At 36.7% G+C, this 21,977-nt stretch carries 20 protein-coding genes; 4 read left to right on the top strand and 16 right to left on the bottom strand.

The annotated features are described in order from the left end of the window. The first annotated feature begins 23 nt into the window (after positions 1-23). Complete coding sequence (locus PKC96_01025) at positions 24-704, top strand: recombinase family protein (GenBank protein ID HML99907.1); 681 nt, start codon at positions 24-26, stop codon at positions 702-704. A 234-nt stretch (positions 705-938) separates the two neighbouring features. Here PKC96_01025 and PKC96_01020 read toward each other — a convergent pair whose 3' ends face one another. The 7 genes from PKC96_01020 to PKC96_00990 all read right to left on the bottom strand — a co-directional run bounded on the left by PKC96_01020 (position 939) and on the right by PKC96_00990 (position 10,139). Next, a complete protein-coding gene (locus PKC96_01020) occupies positions 939-1,154 on the bottom strand; it encodes a hypothetical protein (GenBank protein HML99906.1) in 216 nt (71 codons plus the stop codon). Continuing rightward, a complete protein-coding gene (locus PKC96_01015; protein HML99905.1) occupies positions 1,154-3,031 on the bottom strand; it encodes a hypothetical protein in 1,878 nt (625 codons plus the stop codon). The genes PKC96_01020 and PKC96_01015 overlap by 1 nt, the downstream gene beginning before the upstream one ends. Positions 3,032-3,042: 11 nt before the next feature. Next, entirely contained in the window at positions 3,043-4,569 is a 1,527-nt protein-coding gene (locus PKC96_01010; protein HML99904.1) for an ATP-binding cassette domain-containing protein, read from the bottom strand. A gap of 75 nt (positions 4,570-4,644) precedes the next feature. After that, a complete protein-coding gene (locus PKC96_01005) occupies positions 4,645-5,682 on the bottom strand; it encodes a galactose ABC transporter substrate-binding protein (protein HML99903.1) in 1,038 nt (345 codons plus the stop codon). 155 nt (positions 5,683-5,837) lie between these two features. Continuing rightward, on the bottom strand, positions 5,838-6,857 hold the full coding sequence (locus PKC96_01000) for a substrate-binding domain-containing protein (GenBank protein HML99902.1): 1,020 nt from the start codon (positions 6,855-6,857) through the stop codon (positions 5,838-5,840). Beyond that, entirely contained in the window at positions 6,847-8,556 is a 1,710-nt protein-coding gene (locus tag PKC96_00995; GenBank protein HML99901.1) for a sensor histidine kinase, read from the bottom strand. The genes PKC96_01000 and PKC96_00995 overlap by 11 nt, the downstream gene beginning before the upstream one ends. Continuing rightward, complete coding sequence (locus tag PKC96_00990) at positions 8,553-10,139, bottom strand: response regulator (protein HML99900.1); 1,587 nt, start codon at positions 10,137-10,139, stop codon at positions 8,553-8,555. The genes PKC96_00995 and PKC96_00990 overlap by 4 nt, the downstream gene beginning before the upstream one ends. A gap of 203 nt (positions 10,140-10,342) precedes the next feature. On the opposite strand from PKC96_00990, the gene PKC96_00985 reads away from it, so the two are divergent. Then, on the top strand, positions 10,343-11,560 hold the full coding sequence (locus tag PKC96_00985; GenBank protein HML99899.1) for a cation:proton antiporter: 1,218 nt from the start codon (positions 10,343-10,345) through the stop codon (positions 11,558-11,560). A 1-nt stretch (position 11,561) separates the two neighbouring features. Here PKC96_00985 and PKC96_00980 read toward each other — a convergent pair whose 3' ends face one another. From PKC96_00980 to PKC96_00940, 9 genes are all read right to left on the bottom strand, one after another. Next, a complete protein-coding gene (locus tag PKC96_00980; protein ID HML99898.1) occupies positions 11,562-12,128 on the bottom strand; it encodes a GrpB family protein in 567 nt (188 codons plus the stop codon). Positions 12,129-12,657: 529 nt separating this feature from the next. Continuing rightward, positions 12,658-13,449 (bottom strand): helix-turn-helix transcriptional regulator, encoded by a 792-nt coding sequence (locus PKC96_00975; protein HML99897.1) that lies wholly within the window; start codon positions 13,447-13,449, stop codon positions 12,658-12,660. Positions 13,450-13,583: 134 nt separating this feature from the next. Continuing rightward, positions 13,584-14,156: a hypothetical protein gene (locus PKC96_00970; protein HML99896.1), complete on the bottom strand. Its 573-nt coding sequence runs from the start codon at positions 14,154-14,156 to the stop codon at positions 13,584-13,586. Positions 14,157-14,216: 60 nt separating this feature from the next. Further along, positions 14,217-15,410, bottom strand: coding sequence for a serpin family protein (locus tag PKC96_00965; protein HML99895.1), 1,194 nt, complete (start codon positions 15,408-15,410; stop codon positions 14,217-14,219). Between the two features lie 325 nt (positions 15,411-15,735). Beyond that, complete coding sequence (locus PKC96_00960; protein HML99894.1) at positions 15,736-16,065, bottom strand: hypothetical protein; 330 nt, start codon at positions 16,063-16,065, stop codon at positions 15,736-15,738. A 412-nt stretch (positions 16,066-16,477) separates the two neighbouring features. Beyond that, positions 16,478-16,660 carry an FRG domain-containing protein gene (locus tag PKC96_00955; protein ID HML99893.1) on the bottom strand — a complete coding sequence of 61 codons (183 nt, stop codon included), beginning with the start codon at positions 16,658-16,660 and terminating at the stop codon, positions 16,478-16,480. Position 16,661: 1 nt separating this feature from the next. Then, positions 16,662-16,931: a hypothetical protein gene (locus PKC96_00950; GenBank protein HML99892.1), complete on the bottom strand. Its 270-nt coding sequence runs from the start codon at positions 16,929-16,931 to the stop codon at positions 16,662-16,664. Between the two features lie 22 nt (positions 16,932-16,953). Further along, positions 16,954-18,420 carry a DUF4238 domain-containing protein gene (locus PKC96_00945; GenBank protein ID HML99891.1) on the bottom strand — a complete coding sequence of 489 codons (1,467 nt, stop codon included), beginning with the start codon at positions 18,418-18,420 and terminating at the stop codon, positions 16,954-16,956. Positions 18,421-18,497: 77 nt separating this feature from the next. Continuing rightward, the gene (locus PKC96_00940; GenBank protein ID HML99890.1) at positions 18,498-20,021 is read right to left on the bottom strand and encodes a metallophosphoesterase; all 1,524 of its coding nucleotides are present in this window, start codon (positions 20,019-20,021) and stop codon (positions 18,498-18,500) included. A 547-nt stretch (positions 20,022-20,568) separates the two neighbouring features. Here PKC96_00940 and PKC96_00935 point away from each other — a divergent pair. Both PKC96_00935 and PKC96_00930 read left to right on the top strand, forming a co-directional pair. Next, the gene (locus PKC96_00935; GenBank protein ID HML99889.1) at positions 20,569-20,976 is read left to right on the top strand and encodes a hypothetical protein; all 408 of its coding nucleotides are present in this window, start codon (positions 20,569-20,571) and stop codon (positions 20,974-20,976) included. After that, complete coding sequence (locus PKC96_00930; GenBank protein HML99888.1) at positions 20,948-21,751, top strand: IS3 family transposase; 804 nt, start codon at positions 20,948-20,950, stop codon at positions 21,749-21,751. Before PKC96_00935 ends, PKC96_00930 begins: the two co-directional genes overlap by 29 nt. Positions 21,752-21,977 lie beyond the last annotated feature (226 nt).

The raw sequence follows: 21,977 nt of genomic DNA, 5'->3' as shown, positions 1-21,977 counted from the left end.
AATTTTTATTGGAGGCACTACCTATGACTTATGGCTATGTTCGAGTATCGACAATCACCCAAAATATTGACCGGCAGATGGATGAAATGTATAAACTGGGGCTTACTGACAATCAAATATATATCGACAAGCAAAGCGGTAAGGATTTTGAACGAATTCAATATCAGATATTGAAAAAGAAATTAGTTTCGAAAGACTTAGTAATCATAAAATCAATTGATCGTTTAGGACGTGATTACTCGATGATAATCGATGAATGGCATTATATAACAAAAGTGATTGAAGCGGATATTTTGGTCATTGATATGCCTTTATTGGACACGAGGAATGATTCAAATAATTTGGTGGGTAAATTTATCAGTGATATCGTGTTGCAAATTCTGTCTTTTGTCGCGGAAACCGAACGGAAAAACATTAAACAGCGACAGGCTGAAGGAATTAAACTAGCTAAAGAAAGAGGCGTCCATATGGGACGACCGCGAATCAAATTACCCGCCAGTTTTCAAAAAATTCGCGCAGCCTATATCGACAGGGCAATCACGTGCACTGAAGCCGCTCAAATTCTCAACATATCCCGGGGAACGTTTATGAAGTATGTTGCATTAGATGCCGACGATAACATTATTGCGGATCAAAAGGTACAAAATACCAATATGCAGTGCCAAGAAAAGGATACTCAATCCCAAAAAGAGATGAGAATTTAGTGAGTCTTCTTTGCGGATTGGTTTTAGGAAAATATAGGACAGTATCAGTCCAAGACTGCCAAAAAGGGCTCCGATAAATAACACCTCCGGCAGATTAACGCGATAGGGCGGATTATAATCGGGATCGTAAGAGTGCTTTAAATCTACGGCATAACGGGAAGCTAAAAATAAAGTAGCCATACTTTCAATAACAATGATGATAATTGCCCAGTAATAATTCATTTTGCTTTCCTTTTAAACCGATGTTGATGAAGAACCGATATCTGGCAAATAGCCAAGTGCTCCTAAAATGACGATGGCAAAAATAATGGCAACGGCAATAAAAACCACCAGATAAATATAGATATTTTTTGTTTTGCCGGCGGCATTTTTTGATAAGAAGAGCCAGCTCTTTTCTGGAGCTGGTTCTATATTTTTTTTATTATTAGGGATCTTTTCATCTTCATTCATTATTTTTTAACGATGTATTTTTTCATATCGAGGGCAACGGCAACCAAAATTATGCTGCCCTTAACAATATTAATATAGGCGGTAGAGACGCCGAGTGCAAGTAAGCAACTATCAATTACTTTCAATAGTAATGAACCAAGTAAAACACCGGACACTTTACCGATACCACCGGTAAAGGATACGCCTCCGATAACAGCGGCGGTAATCGGGTCGAGCTCACCGCCGGTCCCGGTCGAAAGTTGAGCTCCACCATTAATTGGGTTGTATTGGAAACCACCGACACCATAGCAGGCGCCGGCGAGAACGAAGGTTAAAAGAATTGTACGCGAAACGTTGATACCGCTGACATTGGCCGCTTCGGGATTGCAGCCAACCGCAAACATGGCCTTACCGAATTTTGTCTTATTCCAGATAAACCACATGGCGGCAAGCAAAACGATGGCCATGATGTTATACCATTCTACCAACACATCCCCAAGGTAAAAACCGCTACTCACAAAGTTATAGTAGGATTGGGCGGTAGCGTTATTCATCTTATAAATAACGGATAGATTATTCAGGCTTGATCCGAGAAGAAGTATGGCGCCATATATAATCAGTTGAGTCGCCAAGGTAACAATAAAAGGGTGAATGGAGAACTTGGCTACAAAGAAACCGTTAATGCCACCGGCAAAACCGCCGACACCCATGACGATAATCAGGACGACAATAATCCAAATCCAGGGCATGTTTTGTGTCCATTCGAGAATGACACCGTTAGTACTGCCATACCCGAGCAGAATACCGGATATCAAAGCTGTTAAGCCCCATATTCTGCCGAGCGACAAATCGGTTCCGGTCAAGACAATTGTACCGGCAACGCCGAGGGCGAGAGGCAGCAGGGAGGAAGTATGCTTCACAATCGTAATCAAAGTATCGAAGGAGAACCAAGCTGGTTTGACGGCGGCGGTAATAATGACCATCAATAAAATAATCAAATAAACGGCGCTTTTAATAAACCAGTTAGAAAGACCAGCTTTCGTTGTAAATGCTATTTTTTGATTGCGCACAAAATTGTTTCCGAACTGGACAAATTTTCTGCCGACTTGGTATTGAAAAGGCGCAACCGGAGAGTAGTTGTCATTGAGAATGTTCTCTTGTTCTTTCAAGGCCCGAATCTTCTCTTTTTCTTCTGTTTTTGCGTTTTTGATAAGAGTTCCCACATGATTGGTCTTTAAATGAAGATTATTTTCAATAACTTTAACTTGCTGAGAATAGCCCTTTTTCAGTTTGGCGATTTTGTTTTTTAAATCGAGAATATCCAATTCGGCAGTTCCGGTATTGCTATAAATCTGGCCTTTTAAATTATCGAGGGCATCCTCTTTATCGCTCCTTTTCATCGCTGCGCTTTTTAGTTTTTGATACTGGGCTCGTAAAACTTTATCTTTTCTTTTAGCTTCAGTTTTGATTTGAAAAATGCTGTTTTTGTAAGCCGTCAATTGAGTGAGATAATCATTTTTTGCGCTTGCAAGTTGTTCTTTAGCGATAATTCGAGCCTTCTTTACCTCGTCTATGGGAAGAGCATGCTCATTTTTTCTAATATTTTCAATTTTTTGACGATAAAAAGATTTTAGTTCAGTGATGGCTTTCTTTTTATTAAGCAAATCTTCTTTCACTTCGGCAACATGGGCATAATAATCATTTTCTTTTTTTTCGTAGTCCTTCATCACTTGATCTTTGGCCAGTTTTAAAGCATCCGGATCCAAGTCCTCAAATTGCAAATCGTAAAGGCGGCCTTTTATTTCGCGCTTTTCAGCTTTTAAAGCATTGCGTTCGGCAAAAAGACTATTTTCAATTTCAATTTCGGTTGCGACTTCTTGATTCAATATCTCTTCCATGCTGTTTCTCCCTACATGTATTTAAGAGCCAAGTTCATTAATTTTTCTTGATTGGCCTCTTTTTGATCTAAGATACCGGCTAAACGATGATTGCTCATCACGGCAATTCGATCACATATACCAAGAAGTTCCGGCATTTCGCTTGAACAAACGATAATGGTCTTGCCCTGTTTCGCCATATTTATAATTAGTTGATAGATTTCATATTTTGCGCCGACATCAATGCCTCGAGTCGGTTCATCGAGCAATAGCACATCGGGATCGGTCAATACCCAGCGACCAATAATTACTTTTTGCTGATTGCCGCCGGATAAAGATTTAATTTGCGTTTTTTGTGATGGTGTCTTTACGTTCATCGCTTCAATTGCCCAGTTGGTATCTTTGCTCATCTTATTGCCGTCAAGGCCCAACATTGAATTATAGTTGTTCAGCGAGGCAATAACGGTATTATCCTTAATGCTCAGCACACCGAATATGCCGGTTGTCCGCCGTTCTTCGGTAAGAAGGGCGAATCCATTTTTAATAGCATGTTCAGCCGTGTCATTTTTAACCAACATCCCGTCTTTGAAAATCTGCCCTTCACTTTTTGTCCGGACCCCAAAAATGGTTTCCAACAATTCGCTGCGTCCGGCTCCAACGAGTCCGGCAAGACCGAAGATTTCCCCTTTACGAATATTAAAGGAGACATTTTTAATGGCGTTATTCCCGTATAAAGAGGAAAGATTTTTGACTTCTAAATAATCTTTTCCCGGCTTGTTGGTTTTAGGCGGAAAACGATTATTTAAATCACGACCAACCATCGCTTTGATTATCGAATTAAGTGTGCAATCCTTTGCCGATTTGGTTTCAACCCATTTGCCGTCACGCATAATTGTGACTTCATCGGATATACGAAGAATTTCATCCATTTTATGGGAAATATAGATAATTCCGCAGCCCTTCTTTTTCAGCATCTTGATAATTCTGAATAGTTGCTCCACTTCGGCATCAGACAGTGAAGATGTCGGTTCATCGAAAACCACAATCTTGGCATCGTAAGACACCGCTTTTGCAATTTCTACCATCTGCCTGGTTGCCACCGAGAGAGTGGAAATAATGGCTTTAGGATCAATATGAATATCAAGTTTTTGAAAGACGCTTTGCGTATCGCGATACATTTTTGTCTCATCGATGGCGAAACCAAAACTCACGGGATAGCGGCCAAGCCAAAGATTATCCATTACCGTCATTTTTTGAGCTTGATTCAATTCTTGTTGAACCATAGCGATGCCGTCTTCAAGTGCTTCTTTTGTCGAGTGGTACTCGACGGAACGGCCTTGAAAAATAATATCGCCTTCATCGCGCTTATATAAACCAAAAAGACACTTCATCAGTGTTGATTTTCCGGCCCCGTTTTCGCCCATTAAGGAATGTACCGTTCCCGGTCGCACTCTCAGTTGAGCGTGATCTAAGGCCTTTACTCCGGGAAAAGATTTTGAGATATTCTCCATCTCTAGGAGATATTCGTTGATTTTGTTATCTACATTTGTTTTTGCCATAGCTTAATTCCTAACTTGATAATAGAAATTAGGGGTGGTGGAAAGGAGCACACCACCCCTAAACAAGAAGACTATTTACTTGGTATAACTACCGTAAGGAATACGAATCTTATGAACCGTCGCGCTGTCCCAAGCATAACTGGTTCCATCTAAGAAGTCTTTACCAGCTAACTTGTTGGCGGTTAACTCGGCGATACATTGAGCCATGGCTTGGGCATCCTGCTTAACGGTGCCGTACATCTCACCCGCATCAATAGCGGCTTGAGCAGCGGCGGTAGCATCAACACCGACGACGAGCAAGGCATTCTCCCCACCCTTATTATAATCCTGGGTTTGTAAGGAAGCGACTGCTCCTAAAGCCATATCATCATTGTTTGCGATAACACATTCAATCGCATTGGCACCGGTTAGACCATAAGTAGAAATGAAGTTATCCATCGCCTGTTTTGCGTTGTCTTTACTCCATCCGGCATTGTAATCTTCGCCTAAGTGAACAAGAGGATCAAGTCCGGCTTCGGCCAGAAGACGATTGGCTTCTTGAACGGAGTATCTTGTCCGGCCGTTTGCTTCGGCATTGGACTCATCCGCTCTTAGCATAACATAGTTAATTTTTCCATCACCATTCTTATCCCATAATGGGTTAAGTGCACCATCTTTAATCAAGGCACCGGCAAGAATTTCACCTTGCATGTAGCCGGCTTGATCAGGATCAGTACCAACGAAGGCGTTGTCCGGATAAGTGGCTGGATTCACGGAACTGTCTGGAACTTCACGGTTGAAGAAGATGACCGGGACATCTTTGGCTTTGGCTTTTTCCGCAACCGCATCCCCAGTGGCGGTTTGCTCAACGAGGTTGGCTAGAAGAATCTGGCTACCGGTTGAAAGAGCAGACTCGATTTGCTGAGTCTGAGTAGCTTGGATACCACCGGCATCATAGAATTTGGGTGTGACCCCTTTTTCTTTGAGGTTGGTCTCAAGCGCGGTTCTAACAGTACCGATATAAGTGTCGGAGAACTGATAGATGAAGACATCAGCGGTCAGCCCATTGGTATGGGCGCAGGAAGTGATAAAGCCTAATAGACCTAATGCAACAGGAATTAATTTCTTTTTCATGTTTCCTCCTAATTCCATGGCTTAATTAAAGCTCTGTCGAAATGACTAATGCTTTTTTTTGCCAAATGTATTTTCGCTTATTAGACCAGCAAAAAAAATGTAAGATTTTACATAAAATTTGCATTATTCTCTATAAAAAGTTCAAAAGTAAGCGCTTAATGTGTGTTTTTTGTTATTTTTTCACCTAGGATATGGTAGGCATTTTTCGTAATTTCAATGTTGGCATCATAATCGGGTAAAGCGACACCATCAAGAATGTTTTTGATTATATCAAAAATCACTTCGGCCTGTTTTTCACCATCATTTAAAACCGTGCCGGAAAGAGTGCCGTCTTGAATGGCTTCCATAGCTTGGGTGGTGCCATCGACACCGATAATCGGAAAAAATTCTCGTTCGAAGGGAAGGCTTGAATTGGCGACAGTGATGGTTTTTAGATAATCGATCGCGCCTAAAGCCATATCATCGTTGTTGGCAAAAAGAAGCTCAATGTCATTTGTATAAATGCTTTCCATCATCTTTTTGGCGGTTTCTCTTTCCCAATTACAGTATGATATCTGAAGAATATCAACCTGGTAACCGAGATTCCTTAATTCGGCGATACAATTTTCACTTCTTTGCTCGCTATCTTGATGTCCTTCCTCCCCTTTCAGGATGGCCACTTGAACAATACCGTCACCATTTTTATCATAGACGGACTGGGAATAGGAGGTGGGGCCATCAAAAATATCATTGGCTATATCACCTTGGAGAATACCTTCATATGAAGAGTTCGCTCCGACATAAAAGCAGTTTTCTTGCGACCAATCAGTTGCCAGAAGATCGCCCATCAAGGGTTCACGATTGACAAAAATAATCGGAACATTTTTCGTCTCTCCTTTTTCGATTATAGCGCTAGAGGCGAAGCGATCGACCGTATTCATCACTACCACACTGGTTGATTTATCATCGATAGCACTGATGAAGTCATCGTTTTGAATAGTCTGTTTCCTTTTCCCATCATAACTCTTATAGTCAATATAGCCATTTAATTTTGATTCAATATTAGCAAACAAAGATGAAATGAAGGTGTCATTCGCATCGTAGGAAAAAAGTTGCGCTGTTCGTGAAGGACGGCTACAGCCACTGAGGTAAAAACTGCTTATCAACAACCACAATGTTATTTGTTTATTCCTCATCTTTAATGCTCACTTTCGGAATAATTATTCTTATCGTCGTACCGATATCTTCTTCGCTGGTTATGATGACATCGGCAGAAGAACCATAGTAGATGCGAATGCGCTGATAGACATTTTTGAGTCCAACCCCTTTATATGTGGAAGCGTCACGCATCGCAGTGGACAACTCCTCCACTTTTGCTTTTGTCATGCCATATCCATTATCTTTTATTTCAAAAACGATCATATCCGCCTCGGAATGGACGTTGATATTGATGAAACCTTCCTCGCCTTCCTTAATTCCGTGGCCAATTGAGTTTTCGACAATTGGCTGAAGAATCAGTTTGATTACGGGATACTCATCCAGCCCCTCTTCAACATTGATTTTATATTTGAATGAGTTGCCAAAGCGCATTTTTTGAATTAAGAGGTAGTTACGGACATGCTCTATTTCTTTGTTTAAGGGAATGACGTTCTTGCCACTGGAAATTGATATCCGGAAAAAGCGTGAAAGCGCGATGATCATCAATTGGGCGGTCTCATCGTCTCCTTTTTCAATAAGAGCAATAATGCTGTCGAGAGTGTTATAAAGAAAATGGGGATTAATCTGATTTTGAAGAGCTTTTAATTCCGACTTTCTTTGCTCTTCTTTTTCGGTAATTAAGGAGGTATTAAGTTTTTTAATTCTTGTCATCATTTGATTGAAGGAACGATTCAACTCCGAGATTTCGTAAGTACTGGAGAAATTATGATGGAGATATCCTTCATAATTAAAAGATTCAATTTTCGCCATTTCCTTCTGTAATTCCTGCAGCGGATCGGTGATATTGTTAGTCACAATAACCATCAAAATAAAGAAAATGGCAATTACAAAGACCATCAGAACAATAATGTAAACCGAAAAGGAATAGATTGCACTGGCAATGGCATCATTGTTAATGAAAATGGCCAATCGCCATGAGGTGTTGGATATGGAAGAGCAATATAGATAAAGCGAATGCTTATCAACGCTGACAACGCTATTACCGAGGACCAAATGTTTAATTAAAGGTAGTTCGGTTTCGAGATAGGTTGAATCGGAACAATAGACGACATTGTAATTTTTGTCATAAATAATAAAACTTCCGCCTTCCCCCAATGTGGTGGAGGAAATGGACTCAACAATTTTTGTAAAGTCAAAATCAACGCGTAAAACCCCGTCAAAATCACGATTTTTCTCAAAAAATAAAACCTTGGACAGTAAAAAATGATAAGTGTTAGTTGAGGATGCGGATGAAGGAGAAAAAATATTAATTAAAGGGTTTTCTTTCGCATCGACAAACCAATTCTCAAGTTTAATGTCCGTGGATAAATCAACATAATTACTACTCGAAGCCAGTAGAATGCCATCGCTTTTTCGGTAGATGGAGATATCCTCAATTTCATGTTTGATTGACATAATTGAATCAAAATAAGTCTGCATATCCGAAGATATGTTGTCCTCATTTTCATTAGAATATTCACCTAAAAGGGCGTTGCTGACTTCAATTACCGAATCAAAATATGTTTCATAGTTATTTAGAACTTGCTGAGAAGTGGCGTGCAACTGTTTCAGCGAATTACTTCTGACATTATTGGAAAAAAGCACGTACGCGGAGAAAACAATCAAAATAGTCAAACTTAAAAACATCGCCGAAGTCGGGACTAAAAGCTTGGTTTTCGCCCGCATTGGTTTTCTCATAAAGATTTACGATATTCCATTGGCGATAAGCCAAAGTGCTTTTTAAAACAGTGGGAAAAATAGAAGGGATCTTCATAGCCGATCTGATCGGCGATGGTTGCCATTTTATTACCCGGATTCGCCAATAGTTCCTTGGCTTTTGCCATTCTGGCATCGGTAAGCATCTTTGTGAATGAAGTATCTTTTTTCTTTAGAATAGCCGATATATAGGAAACAGAGTAATCCAATTCCTTAGCGACATCACTGAGTGAAATGCCGGGATTAGCATAGTTTTTTAAAATAAAGTGGGCAATGTGGCTATAAGCATCTTCAATTCCCCCACTTCTGACTTTTTGATTAATCTTTATCACTTCGTCAATTAGATTATTAAAACTTGCCTTAATGGCTTCGGTCTGCTTTGAACCATAGATCAAGTTCACAATATCGATATAGGAATGATATATGGCATATAGTTCATCAATAGCGATGCAGCTTTTGATTATCGTGTCGATCAGGTTATTGAGAATTAAAAAATAGTTCTCCTTATATTCAATTGAAGAGATGGTATCGATTAAATGGTCAATCTGTTTTTTGACCTTGCGACTTTTACCATAAAGCAGTGAATAAGATATTTGTTTGTATTCGTTATCGTCAACTTTGCCAATGTTACTCGCCTTTTTGACCAAGTCACTATAAAAGAGAACCACATTAGGACCGACAACCACGCGATATTCGAGTGTCCATTTGGCATGGCGATAAAGTTTTCGGTAAGAAATTGCGGTGTCATTTTTAATAATGTCTGAAACGCCCACCGATAATGAGTATCCGCAGGCCTTACGGATCTTTGCGGCAATCAGCGAAAGCCGTCTTTGAATATCATCTTTGATAAATGGGACATTCGACAAAAATAAAACACTTTTGTTTAAATCGTTTTCGAAAGTGTAAAATTTATATCCTTTAAAAATCTCCTTCAAAAATTGATCGACATAGAAAGAAACAATTTCGCTGTCTTCAAACGATAGCTCATCTGCTTCCTGATCGGAATCAAAGATAGCGAAGAAAAGGTGTTGGCCTTCTAAAACAATACCATCGGTAACCAGTTTTGCCTTAAAATTATCAGGAATTTTTTTAAGAGTAATCAGTTTATTCAAATCGTTGTCTTGAACCGCCTTTAAGGCCGATTCATTTTGCGCTTGCAGTTCATGAATGTTCTTATTTACGAGCAGGTTCTTGTCCATTTTTTCCTTAGCCTTGCTCAACACCAGACCAATTTCATCGCCAGTCACAGGTTTGCTGATATATCCAATTACTCCGAGATCAATTGCCTGCTTGGCAAAATCAAAACTATCGAAACCGGTCACAATTATGGTCTGGACTAAGGGGAGTTCAATCTTGGCGCGACGGATAAGTTCCAATCCATCAATAAAGGGCATCTTAATATCCGTAATAATTAAATCCGGTTCCAAAGGAATGCCGGTCTCCAAAGCGTCATAGCCATTTTCAAAAAGGCCAAGAACTTCAAAATCATTCTTTTTTGTTTCCAAAATGGCTTCGAGGCGCTTGCGGACATTGGGCTCATCATCAACGATAATTACTTTGTACATATTAATTTTATGATAGCACTTTCAGTGTTAATAAAAACACCCTTTTGTCTTTTATGCAAAGAAAGATTTATTTATTTTTTTGAATGCTATAGAATAACAAATGGGAATGATGTCTCCCTTCAAGTCCAACTTGAGAACTGTAATTTTTTTACTAATGACTTCTGTGTTTTTTGACACAGGAGTCATTTTTTTGGAGAAAAACTATGTTACTTTCACTTTCATTGATGTTATTGGTTGGTCTGTCCGTCTCCTATATTTTTAAAATTTTGAAGATTCCGAGCATTCTCGGCTACATGATAACGGGCATTATACTGGGACCTTACGTCCTTAATTTAATAGCTCCGGAAATTCTTGCTATTTCCGCGGATCTTAGAACGATAGCGTTGGTGGTAATTCTATTGCGCGCCGGACTTTCTTTAAACATTAAAGATTTAAAACAGATTGGAATTACCGGAATATTAATGGCCTTCATCCCGGCCAGTTTTGAAATAGTGGGGGTTGTAATTTTTGCTCCCATATTGCTGGGATTGTCACTGGTCGATTCCCTTATTTTAGGCACGATCTTGGGCGCGGTGTCTCCGGCCATCATAGTCCCTAAAATGTTGAAATTAATGGAAAACAAAGAGGGAACCAAAAAATCGATACCGCAACTTATTTTAGCGGGAGCCTCAATGGATGACATATATTGTTTAGTTCTTTTTGCTTCGGCAATAAGTTTAGCGCAGAATCACAGCTTAAGTCTTGCCACTTTCGTCCATCTTCCCGAATCGATAGTTCTTGGAATTGGGCTGGGAATCGGGTTAGGGCTTATTTTTAACTACTTATTTCGGCAAATGCATATGCGTGACACCTTGAAAGTAATAATTGTCTTAACCACGGCCATCCTTTTGACTGTGTTTGAGGAATACATTAAGCAATATATCGGTTTTTCGTCATTGCTGGCAGTTATCGCTTTAGGAATTACCCTTTTAACTCTCTATCCTAGACTGGCATCAAGAATGGTAAGAAAGTATGAAAAAATATGGCTGGTTGCTGAAATTCTTTTATTTGTTTTAGTAGGCGCCGCGGTTAATATTCTCACCATAAAAGAAGTCGGATTGAATGCCATTATCTTAATTTTAATTATTCTGCTATTTCGGACGATGGGAGTTATTTTTGCCACATTGCCATCTAAGTTAAAATTTAAAGAAAAGGTGTTTGTGGTGTTTGCTTATTTGCCCAAAGCGACCGTTCAGGCATCAATTGGCGCCATTCCGCTTGAAATGGGCTTTGCTACGGGTGGAGTAATGCTCTCCGTGTCGGTTTTAGCAATTCTAATAACCGCCACGATTGGATCTTTTTTAATTGATATTACGCATAAAAAACTTTTACAAAAAGATGATATATTTCCCGACAACAAAGAGGATGAACTGATGGTTTAAGTCATTCATAACGATGAGGATAAGCCGCTTTCGCTCTTGCGGTAATTCGTTTGATAAAATCGGTTTTAGCGTTAGTATACCCATCGCGATTATGACGGAAGTGAGGTTCCAAAGAGAGCTTTAATTGCTCGTACTCTTTGGCTATAGAAGGGTTATCCCGTAGATAATCTCGAAAATATAATTCGTCGATATCATTGGGCGTACGAACATGAATATGATAGACTTTTTCGGCAAACCCTTCTTCAGTATAGCCCTTGTTAAAGGCCGCTCTTCCATTTTCGGAATACATTAATTTGTAGTCAGTACGTTTTAGGGTGTAAATCGTCTTGGCAAAGTTTTCGGCGCTTACTTCAATGAGAATATCGACAATATCTTTGGCGTATATATTGGGGATAGATGTACTTCCAATGTGCTCTATATGAATAAACTCAACGCCTTTTAGATAGGATAAAAGTAAATTTTTTTCTTCTTGATAGTACCGCTCCCAAGCATCTTTATGAGGGACAAGAACTATCGGAAACAATTGCCATAATTCTTCCAAAGACATCTCACTGAGTTTTTTCTTCATTTTTATCTCACTTTTAAAACAGGATTATAGGAAAAACAATAAGTTTTTTTGAGCATACAATTCCCCCGTGTTTGATTGACTGGACGGTAAGCAAGAGTCAAATGCGCACCCGGATGCTATAAGGAATACAAAAAAAGAACCATATTTAATAAATGAACAATCCATAAATTTCCTCTTTTTTTAGATTATAGCACCATGTTTTTAGCAGGGTATAAAAAAATATTGCTAATGGCTATGAGAATTTTTTTTTGAAGTCTATAAGGGGGCAAGAGAAGTTTACTTAGTTTAGAAATTCACTTACTTTGAGGAATTAAAAACAAAAAGCGAACACTTTTGCGCCTAAAAATAGATATAGCATGACCTAAAAGCGCTTAAAACATAATTCAGCCTTATTCATGAAAAATCCTTGCCTATTTTTAATTGACAATCATAAAAAGATATAAACATAGTGCATGCTTAAAAAATTCGTGCGGTAAATTATTTGTTTAGACCCGCTATTATCTTAATGAAGGAAATATCAACGAGGGGATTATAAAATGTTTACCTCGTGGACCAATTTCATATTTTCACCCCCGAAGCCATAAGTGAAAACTCTTATTTTCCCGTCTCCGACCGCAATTCCAAAACAAAATCCGCGATTGGTTTCTACTTGATTGGCCCAATAATCCTTTCCCTTGTCAAGGTGAAGATACTCCCCGGGGAGTTTGTTAAGAGAATCTATTTTTATAAATTCGGTTTCAAGACATCTGATTTGATCAAATAATTGGGGATTGTCTGCATAAAACAGTTTATCAATCGCCGCATCTTCACCAATATATTTATAGATAACATTTCGCATTTTAACGGATTGAACAACGGAATTTACTTCTTCCTTGGTTATGGAGTATCCGTCCATTAAATATTGAATAATTATTTCGGTGATGAGGATTTCTTTTGAATCGTCATCTTTCATGAACTTTTCAAAATCAATATTCATTTTTTGATTAATACCTTCAATCGCTCCCCGATAAAAGGTTGATTTTTCTCCAAAATAATTTCGTAGATTGTCGAGAGCTTTTAAGCCTTCTAAAATGTCGTTCACATCAATTCTCTTGTTTTTTCTTAGAACTAGAATGCCCCCGGATAAAATCTTATCCACCGTTGTTTCTAAGACATCGGCTAAAGCAAGAAGCATACTGGTATCAGGAAGGGTCTCTCCCGTTTCCCACTTGGAGATTGCCTGGGGACTAATCGATAATTTATCGGCAAGATCTTTTTGCGTAAAACCCAAATCTTTTCTTTTTCTTTGAATAAATAGACCGACTTCATGGTTGCTTGTCATATTAATTACCTGCCTATGTCCATATTATAAGAAATAAAAAAGCAATTAACTATAACTCGATATTTGTTGAAAAACCCGTTCTAGTTGATTGCTTTATAAATATAACTTCTAACTGTTAATACACGTGTCTTGTGCTATTTTATGGCTTTCTTCAGTGGCTTGAATTTATTCATCGGCATATTTTCTTTAAATATCGCGTTTAACTCATCAACACTGCCTTCGATTATTTTATCTTTAAAAACAACAAAACATTGATTGACACTGATAAAAAGTGACCACGATTCCGCTTCTTCATTAATTCGATAAATAAAACTATAATCGGCTTCGATGTGATCCTTAAATGATTCGCCTTTGTTTGAATCAATAATTACTTCCTTTTCGTCAAAGCAAAAGGCCATTTTCGCTCCCCCATTCATTAAGGGTTGTTTCTTATCGATCGCTTTTTGAAGAGGACGAATAAGAATAATTTTTGCTAGAGGTGGGAAAAACAAACAGCCGACAATAGTTAACACAATGCCCCATATGAGGAAACCCGTGTCCAAAGGCTCTCCGGATGCTTGCTCGCCGATGCTTACTAGAATACTAACAACTCCCAAAGCAAAAAGAAGAATACTTAGGAACCAGTATACCCATCTTAATTTTTTAAAGCCGCTTTTATTTATTTCTTTCGATATGCGTGAATCAAACGGCTGCTCAACTCTTACCATGTAATTTCCTCTTTCTTTTCTATAAATGATAACAAGCAAAAACAAAATTGCAAATCATATTTAGAGGCGATTTACTTTGTTAACAAAGATGGGAAAGTTGTCTTTTAATGAAAGAGCGTAAAAAGGACGGTTAACTTCAAGATTGACGGGCTCACCATCAAGCGGTCCGGTGGATCCAACGGCTTCAATGGCTGTCACGCTTTCCCCGGCGACACCATATTTATTAAATTCAAAATCGGAGTTTTGCATAACCGAAATCAATTGCAAATCATTATAAACATCACTCGCGAGCAATTTGGAGAAAAACATTTCTTGCCCGGTCAACTTATTCTGCAAGTAAGCAGTTAAATCAGCGTTGGAGGTTACAAGATGAAAGAAGGGAATATAGCCATAAGCGGAAACGTAGTTCGCTTCGGCCATAAATGATGAGTAAGTATCGGCGACGGATATGGATTCCAAACTGACTCCTTGGTTTGGAAGGATAATTAGCAAACTGGTATAATTCATTTCCATTTTAAAAGCCTGGTATGTTTCGCCGGCCCAATAAAGTACTGGCTGCGGAAATGAATAACCAAAGGAATAGGTATTAACCATACTGGTTATATTTTCGCTGGTGAATTCTTTTTGTTCTTCATATAAACCATTGGGAATATAATCTTTAATTTTAATTGCGCCGTAGGTTATTACGCCATCATCCATAAGTTCAGAGTCTGGAAGAGGGATGCTTAAATCAATTTGCTCATTTAAAAAATTTTGCGCATCACTTGAATAGTTATCTAGATTAGATACCATGGTAGCAATATATTTATCACTGACTTGTTTACGAGCTTCCTCATCAAATTTATAGGTCGGTCCGACTTGCTGATGCAAAACGGCGGAACGAAAATATGTGTAATCAGAATCGCTAGGGGAAGCGTCATATGCAAAATTCCAAGCTTCAAGTAAGCTTTTTACATCATCAGAGGCATCAGTTTGAAGTCCAAAGGATGAATTATCGAACCCTTCAGAAACGGCCGATAGTCCACTGACAGCTAATAAATAAGAGGCAGGCGATACAACACAATCTTTATTCTCTGGTGCTTGAAAGTAATCGTCAAGCGACTCCAAAGTGGGAGCAACAGTTCGTTTTACAATGTCTTCATCCAGGTGTTGAAGGGCGTTGCTTGTGGGAATATTTACCACGAGATTTAAAGTGGTGTTAGCACACGAACTTAATATCAATAAACTTAATAGTGGATAGGCTTTTTTGTTCATATTTTATTCCCCCTATGAATCAAATAAGTCATTTAGAATAATCCCCATCTAGATGTTTTCTAATCAATTAAAAAAATTATAGCAAAGAACAATTTATTTCGTCAATCAACGGTCCACTTAGCCTTTGCTTTTTTCTTTCAAAAAGCTTATTGGTCTTAATGAACGTTTGACTAAGATTTTGCAATTTCTAAAAGTCTTTTGATGGTATTTGCCGTTCTTATGGTAATTAAATTTTTAACATCGTCGCAAGCGGTTTTTGACCACCAATTTGTCTTTTGGTATTCACTTCGTTTATAGGACCAGAATATATAGTTTTTGTAACCCTCTACTTTTTCCGGTTCATCTTTGGAGGCTCCAACATGCTATGAGTACGATGCAATAATGACAAACTGCTTTTTTCCAAAGTTGAAGTTCCCTGAATATAGTCATAATTATGAAAATATTTAAAACCAAAAGGCAACGAGCCGCCAACATCCAACTCAGGAGCCGCAGTAGTAGCACCAGAACCTGCATTAATGATTAGCCTTCTAGCAACATTTTGATACCATGTATAGGAACTAAATCCTAATCTATGTGTTCCGTAAGTAGCACAAAAACTTTCCGTAACCGGTGTTCCAAATGCAATCTGGAAACTATCCTTATTTACATACTGCATTAGAAACACGTCACGCTACACGCCATAGACGTTTATTGTAACCTCAAATTGTGTAGATTTTTCCTGTAATCGTGTAAAACTTAATTTGATTCACCAAAATTTACCACTTTTTCCGATACGTTTTACTGGCAAATTGATATTAAAAAGTCCAAAAAGATTTTATTTGGTGCAAAAAAAGGATTGACAAAATTTGTCAATCCTATGCTTCTTATATGGTGTCTCTTCAAACTAAAAAGGTAGTGTTTTTTAGCCTAACAATAACGTAACAGCAAGTTAAAATCCGTTTTTGAGTAAATAAGGGTAACTGTGGGTACTGGTGCGTAAATAGTGGAAAAACAGGTTGTTTGTTTAACTGGTAGTTAGAGGACGTTTTTGGGTAAATAACGGAAAAATCAGGAAAATAGTTGCCTATTCATTCAAGAAAATGTTTATAAACTAAATTCTCATTTTCAAAAAGAATATCAAATTTAAGTTTACTAAATAGCATTACTGAGTCTTCACTTTCTTCAAGGGCAAAGAATAATGAAATCATTGGATTTTTTGTTATATCAAGTAATCTTGTAGGAATCCCATAATGTTGCATTTTAGCTAAAATATCAAGATTTTAAAAACCAATAAAAATCTTCTGGCTGTCTTCTCAGTATTCTATAGTATATCTCATCCTCAGATAATTTTTTAACGTCTTTTTCCCCTTCTCTAAAAAGTGACGGTACACAAGGTTGTTCATACAGTTGTTTTTCTCCACGAAAGTATATTCTGACATTTGTTTTTTCATACTCAGTTTTTAACTCATCTTCAAATATTCTAATATAACCTGATAGACTCTCGATTTCATTAGATAAAACTCTAATCAACTCTGAACTCATAACCATATCCCTTTCTTTAAATTCATCTTATATATTTCTTTTTCTTATTTTTGACTCGATTTAAATCTCTTTTGATAAGTTTAATTCTTTCATTTGGACTGCCCATAAAACTAAAGTTACTCATTTTTCTAACCTTGTCTTCATTTGAAAGCAAATATTCCAATGCGTAGCGGTTATTTCTCGTATCATTGATACACTGTTTAGCATAGTGATCTAAAAAATCATATGGATTATAATTTGGTTTCAAGTTTTCTTTTTCTTTGAAATGTTTCCATATATAGTTAAAATCATCATTTATCATGTGCTGTGTAAGATTGGTCAGGTTTTCGATATAATTATCTCCATATACATCCTTATGATCGTGCATTCGCATTGTAAGAAAAGCATATAGTGAATCCTTAATTTTTTCAAATGTTACAAACCCAAGCAATTTGCTAGTTTGTGATAGAAATAAATTATTTATATATATGGTATCTAAGTAAGATAACTTGACTGGTTCATATTCAAAGATATCATCCATAGAATATGAACCACTATTTTTGTATATCGTATTTGGAAAAACTACAACAGAATTACTGCTAACAAATGATGGCCATATATCAGGTTTATTCAGTTTAATCACATTGTTAAGATTATTAATAGTAAATCCTTGTTTGCTAAATAATCTAAAAAAAGGATTAATAACTACAATACTTCTTTTTGAAGATAAATTGAATATACTGAAATTTTCATACATAATCGTTATTTTTTCAAATAAATCTGCATATACCGCTTTTGCTTTATTGGATTTTGCAGTTTTAATCATGCTCAATAAATAAGAGGACTTAGATTGGCTTAATCCTTCAAATACTATATGAGAAGGTTCGTATTCGGTAGTCAATCCATTATCAGTTAACACAAATTCTTGTTCGTTATTTGCATCCCAAAATGCAATATAACCATCAAAAAATGATTTAGCCCAAATGTATAATTCTCTTGTTGCATCTCTATGCATCAATATTTGTATTGTATTATCAGTCTCTATAAAGACTCTCAATGCTCGATCAAAAGCTTCTTCTGAAGATTCACTGATGTCAGTTTGATATGGTAGATAATCAGGCATTTCTTGTCTTACTTTTTCCATCACACTCCAGTAATTTCTAACTGTTTGACTAAACCCTGTAATAATCTTTAAGTAGCCATCAGAACCTAGCGTTCTTATACTCTCCAAAAGCAAAAATTTCTTAATCAACATTAATTCAGAGCGAGTGATTATTATTCTATCTTTATCAATTATTTTTTTATCAAGCAATTGTGCAAATGGTGTTTCCAACACCCTACTTAGTTGTTGTTCTACATAATCAGAATAAATATCGTATCTACAAAAAATATTAACTGATTTTTTATTTTCTAAAACTGTTTTTCTAACAACATCAAATATATTTATCCTATCGTTCATTTCTGAAAATCTTTTAATAATCAGTTGTGACACATAATGATTTTTAGCCATATTTCATCTCCATTATTACATGATTCAGTTATATTGCTACCCTGCTTATACCATAAAAACCAATAAATCGCTTGTTTTCAATAAACAATATGTGATTCAATAATATTTAAATAATCATATGTGTTATTTACAGCGTATAAACCAATTAGCATTTTATCATCGTCCAACTTAATTATGTTATAACACTTATAATTCATACCAAACATTTTGGTGTGTCCTCCTGTTGATCCACAGGATAATATAGGAAACGATCTAGTATTGTCATCATTCAAATACGGTTGATGATTATGCCCATTTAAAACTAGTTTAACATTATACTTTTTAAGCCAGTTCATAAAAATATTAGAATCATTCAATCTAATTTTGTTATCCTTAAACTTTTTAAACCATCCCTCTTTTCTCCATTTAAGGTCAGGGGTAACAACTACATGATGATGTAAAGAAACTATGATTCTTTTTTTACTCAAATCTTTTATTTTAAGCAATTCCACATCAAACTCATCCATTTGTTCGTTGCTAATCATCCCTGTAAAACCGCTAGATTCCTTGTTAGAATCAAATAAAAGCAATACTACATCATCATTCAAGTGAACTATTTTTTCTTTGTAAATAGTAGTATATATTTTTTCTATCAAATCGGAATCCGTAGAAGTTACAAGTCCCGATATTTTTAAATCATGATTTCCAGGTAAAGAGTATATTGTATTAACATGCTTTCTAATTGAATTATAAAAATCATTATATGCTTCTAAATAACCAATATTTGGTGTGTCAATACAATCACCTGTAATTAATAGTGTTATATTAGCATTTTCTTCAAATTGTTTTATCTTTGATTTTAATTCCTTAATCATAGAGTCGTTTTTTATGATAGAATTTCCATTTCCAAAATGCAAATCACTAATCTGTATTATATAATGATTAATCCTTTTTTCGCTCTCAATAGTGTGTCTTATTGAATAATATTTAAGGCCTTCACTCCCATATCTACTTATTGAGTTTGCTATATCAAAAATTTCATAAGTATTATCTATTTTTATTAGATGCATCTTTTTTTTATTGTCACATCCAAATCTATCTTTTTCCCATGCCAAAACTAAAGGCCACTTATCACGGCTATTTATAGCTTTCTCAATTCCAGGAAATACATTCAATAAACTTATGGATTTTCTGTCGATATCTTCAGGCCATAAATAAATTGCATCTTGGTACATTACGTGTTTGAGCTTGTTCAATATTTCTCTTTTATTATTTGAATAATCTGGATCCAGTATTAAAAATCTATACTTAAACCTCCCTAGAATCTTTGACATTTCAAACAATAAATGATAAACTTCTTCATTTTCTTTATTAATAGAAAAATCTATATTCTGTTCAATATCACTAAATTTAACTTGTCTTAAAGTATCTCTTAGTCTATTTACAATATTCAAATAAGTTTCTCTCCTATTAGTAAAGATTGATTCATCAAAATTATCTAAAAAACTAATAAAATCATAATATTTGTCTTCTACAGTTAAGTACTGCAGTATACCATCAACTTTACCGTCAATTAAATTAGATATAATATTTGCGTGTTCAAGTTTAAAAATCATTCCCATAGTTTCTCTCCTTTAATCAAATCAAGTTTTATACTTATTAGATGTTCATAGCAGAATAATCATCCACTATTTTATAGCATTAAGAATGATTCCTCTTTTTATTAGTACACTACATGCATTTTTTCCCAAGGACTCTGCAACTGATATAACCTCAATTGAGTGTGTTAATCTAGTTCGAGCAAAATCGTCTTTTTCAAGTGGAAAAACCTGTGTTTTATCTTGCAATCTTCTAAACTGTGAACTTGATGAAACCTCATCAAAATCAATATCAAAATCATTTCTATTATCCTATGATGATTTTTGTTCTTTTTTTCTTTTAGAAATTGTTTCAGTACAAAGAATTTTATCCCAATCCATATTTCCCCCTATAATTGTTTATTAAAACAATACTTTTATATATGATATCACAAGATTTATCTTTTAAAAAAGACACATTTGTCACATAGTAGTAGTTATGATGCATTAATATTTGTACTGGTAACCTCAAAGTAGACACATACACTTTTATTGAGACAGGAAAGTATAATGTGTAAACAAGGAGGTAAATATGAAATACACAATCGAAGAAAGACTAGACATTGGTCATCGTGTTTGTGAACGCGAAAAGACGATTAATGAAGCGTCAGCGTTTTACCATGTCAGCGTTTCAGCCATCGTAAGTTACATGCGGCTCTATCGGGTTTCTAGTGGCGAGGCGGTTGTCGGTAAATCAGTCACAGCGCATTCCAAAGCCGATTATGAGGGAATGAGTAAGGACCAATTGATCCAGCAACTTATGTTGAAAGACATTGAGGTGGCCCGAGCAAAAAAAGGATACGAGGTGAAAGGGGATGGTATCAAGAAGGCATACGTTTCTTTAAGCAAAAGAATACGAAGTAGTCCTGGAATTGTCGGGAAAATGGCCGGTGAATGGCATGTGCCGACTCATGACAATCAACCGATCGGGCTTCTATAAATGGAAGCGGCGACTGGAACATCCGAATGCCAAGCTCATTAAACGAGCTAGTGACATCGCCTTGTTCAAAGACTATCACGGTAGATTCCCCTCGCATGGGTATCGCCGGCTCAATGCGAAGATTAAATTGGATACGGGCAAAGTAATATCAAACCAATATGCCCATTGGTGTTGTAAAAATGCTGGGGTCGTCAGCGTTTCCAAGCATTATCGATACAAGAAGCCAGGGGATTCATTCAAGTTATATCCCAACCTTTTAGCGGCCGGATTAAACGTCAATTCAAGGATGGAATGCATCGCCTCGGATATGACAGCGTTCTATGTCAAAGGAGTCTATTACGAGTTGACCTTATATATGGATCTATGGAACAACGAAATCGTTGGTTATGGTCTTTCTTCCAAGAAGGGTGACCGTGAGACATATATGGATGGACTAAGACGGTTAATCGAAAAGAAAAAGGAATATCAGGATCTCAAACTTGTACTGCATACAGACCAAGGTTCCGTCTATTCCTCGAAGAGCTTCAACGAGCTGCTTCCCTTATATAATATCATTCATTCAATATCGCGAGCAGGAACTCCAACAGATAACGGGGCGATGGAATCAATCAATGGGTGGATTAAAACCGAAATGTTCACTGATTTTCATATCAAAGAAACAGAGGACGTCGAGGTGTTCATCAAAGAATACCTGACGTATTTCAATGAGCAACGACCAGCCTACTCTTTAAACTATCTGACTCCAAAACAATACCGGGAGGTGTTCAATTGTTAAAAAGAGAATAACTATTTGAAAGTGTGTCTACTTTTCGTTGACTAGTGCAGTTTTAACGGCTTAAATATGCTGTTTTTTAATTTACTCATATTTGTTTGATTTTGTATATCTATTACTTATACTAATATAGATTTTTCCTATCCGAGACGACATACACTCGTGTTATTGAATTGTTTGTTGGATTATATTTTATCCTAAGTCATAATGCCAATCGAATGCCACCTTC

The sequence above is a fragment of the Bacilli bacterium genome, from assembly GCA_035326105.1.
In the GTDB taxonomy this organism is placed as follows: Bacteria; Bacillota_I; Bacilli_A; order RFN20; family CAG-826; genus UBA7706.
This window is presented reverse-complemented; position numbering and strand designations above follow the sequence as displayed.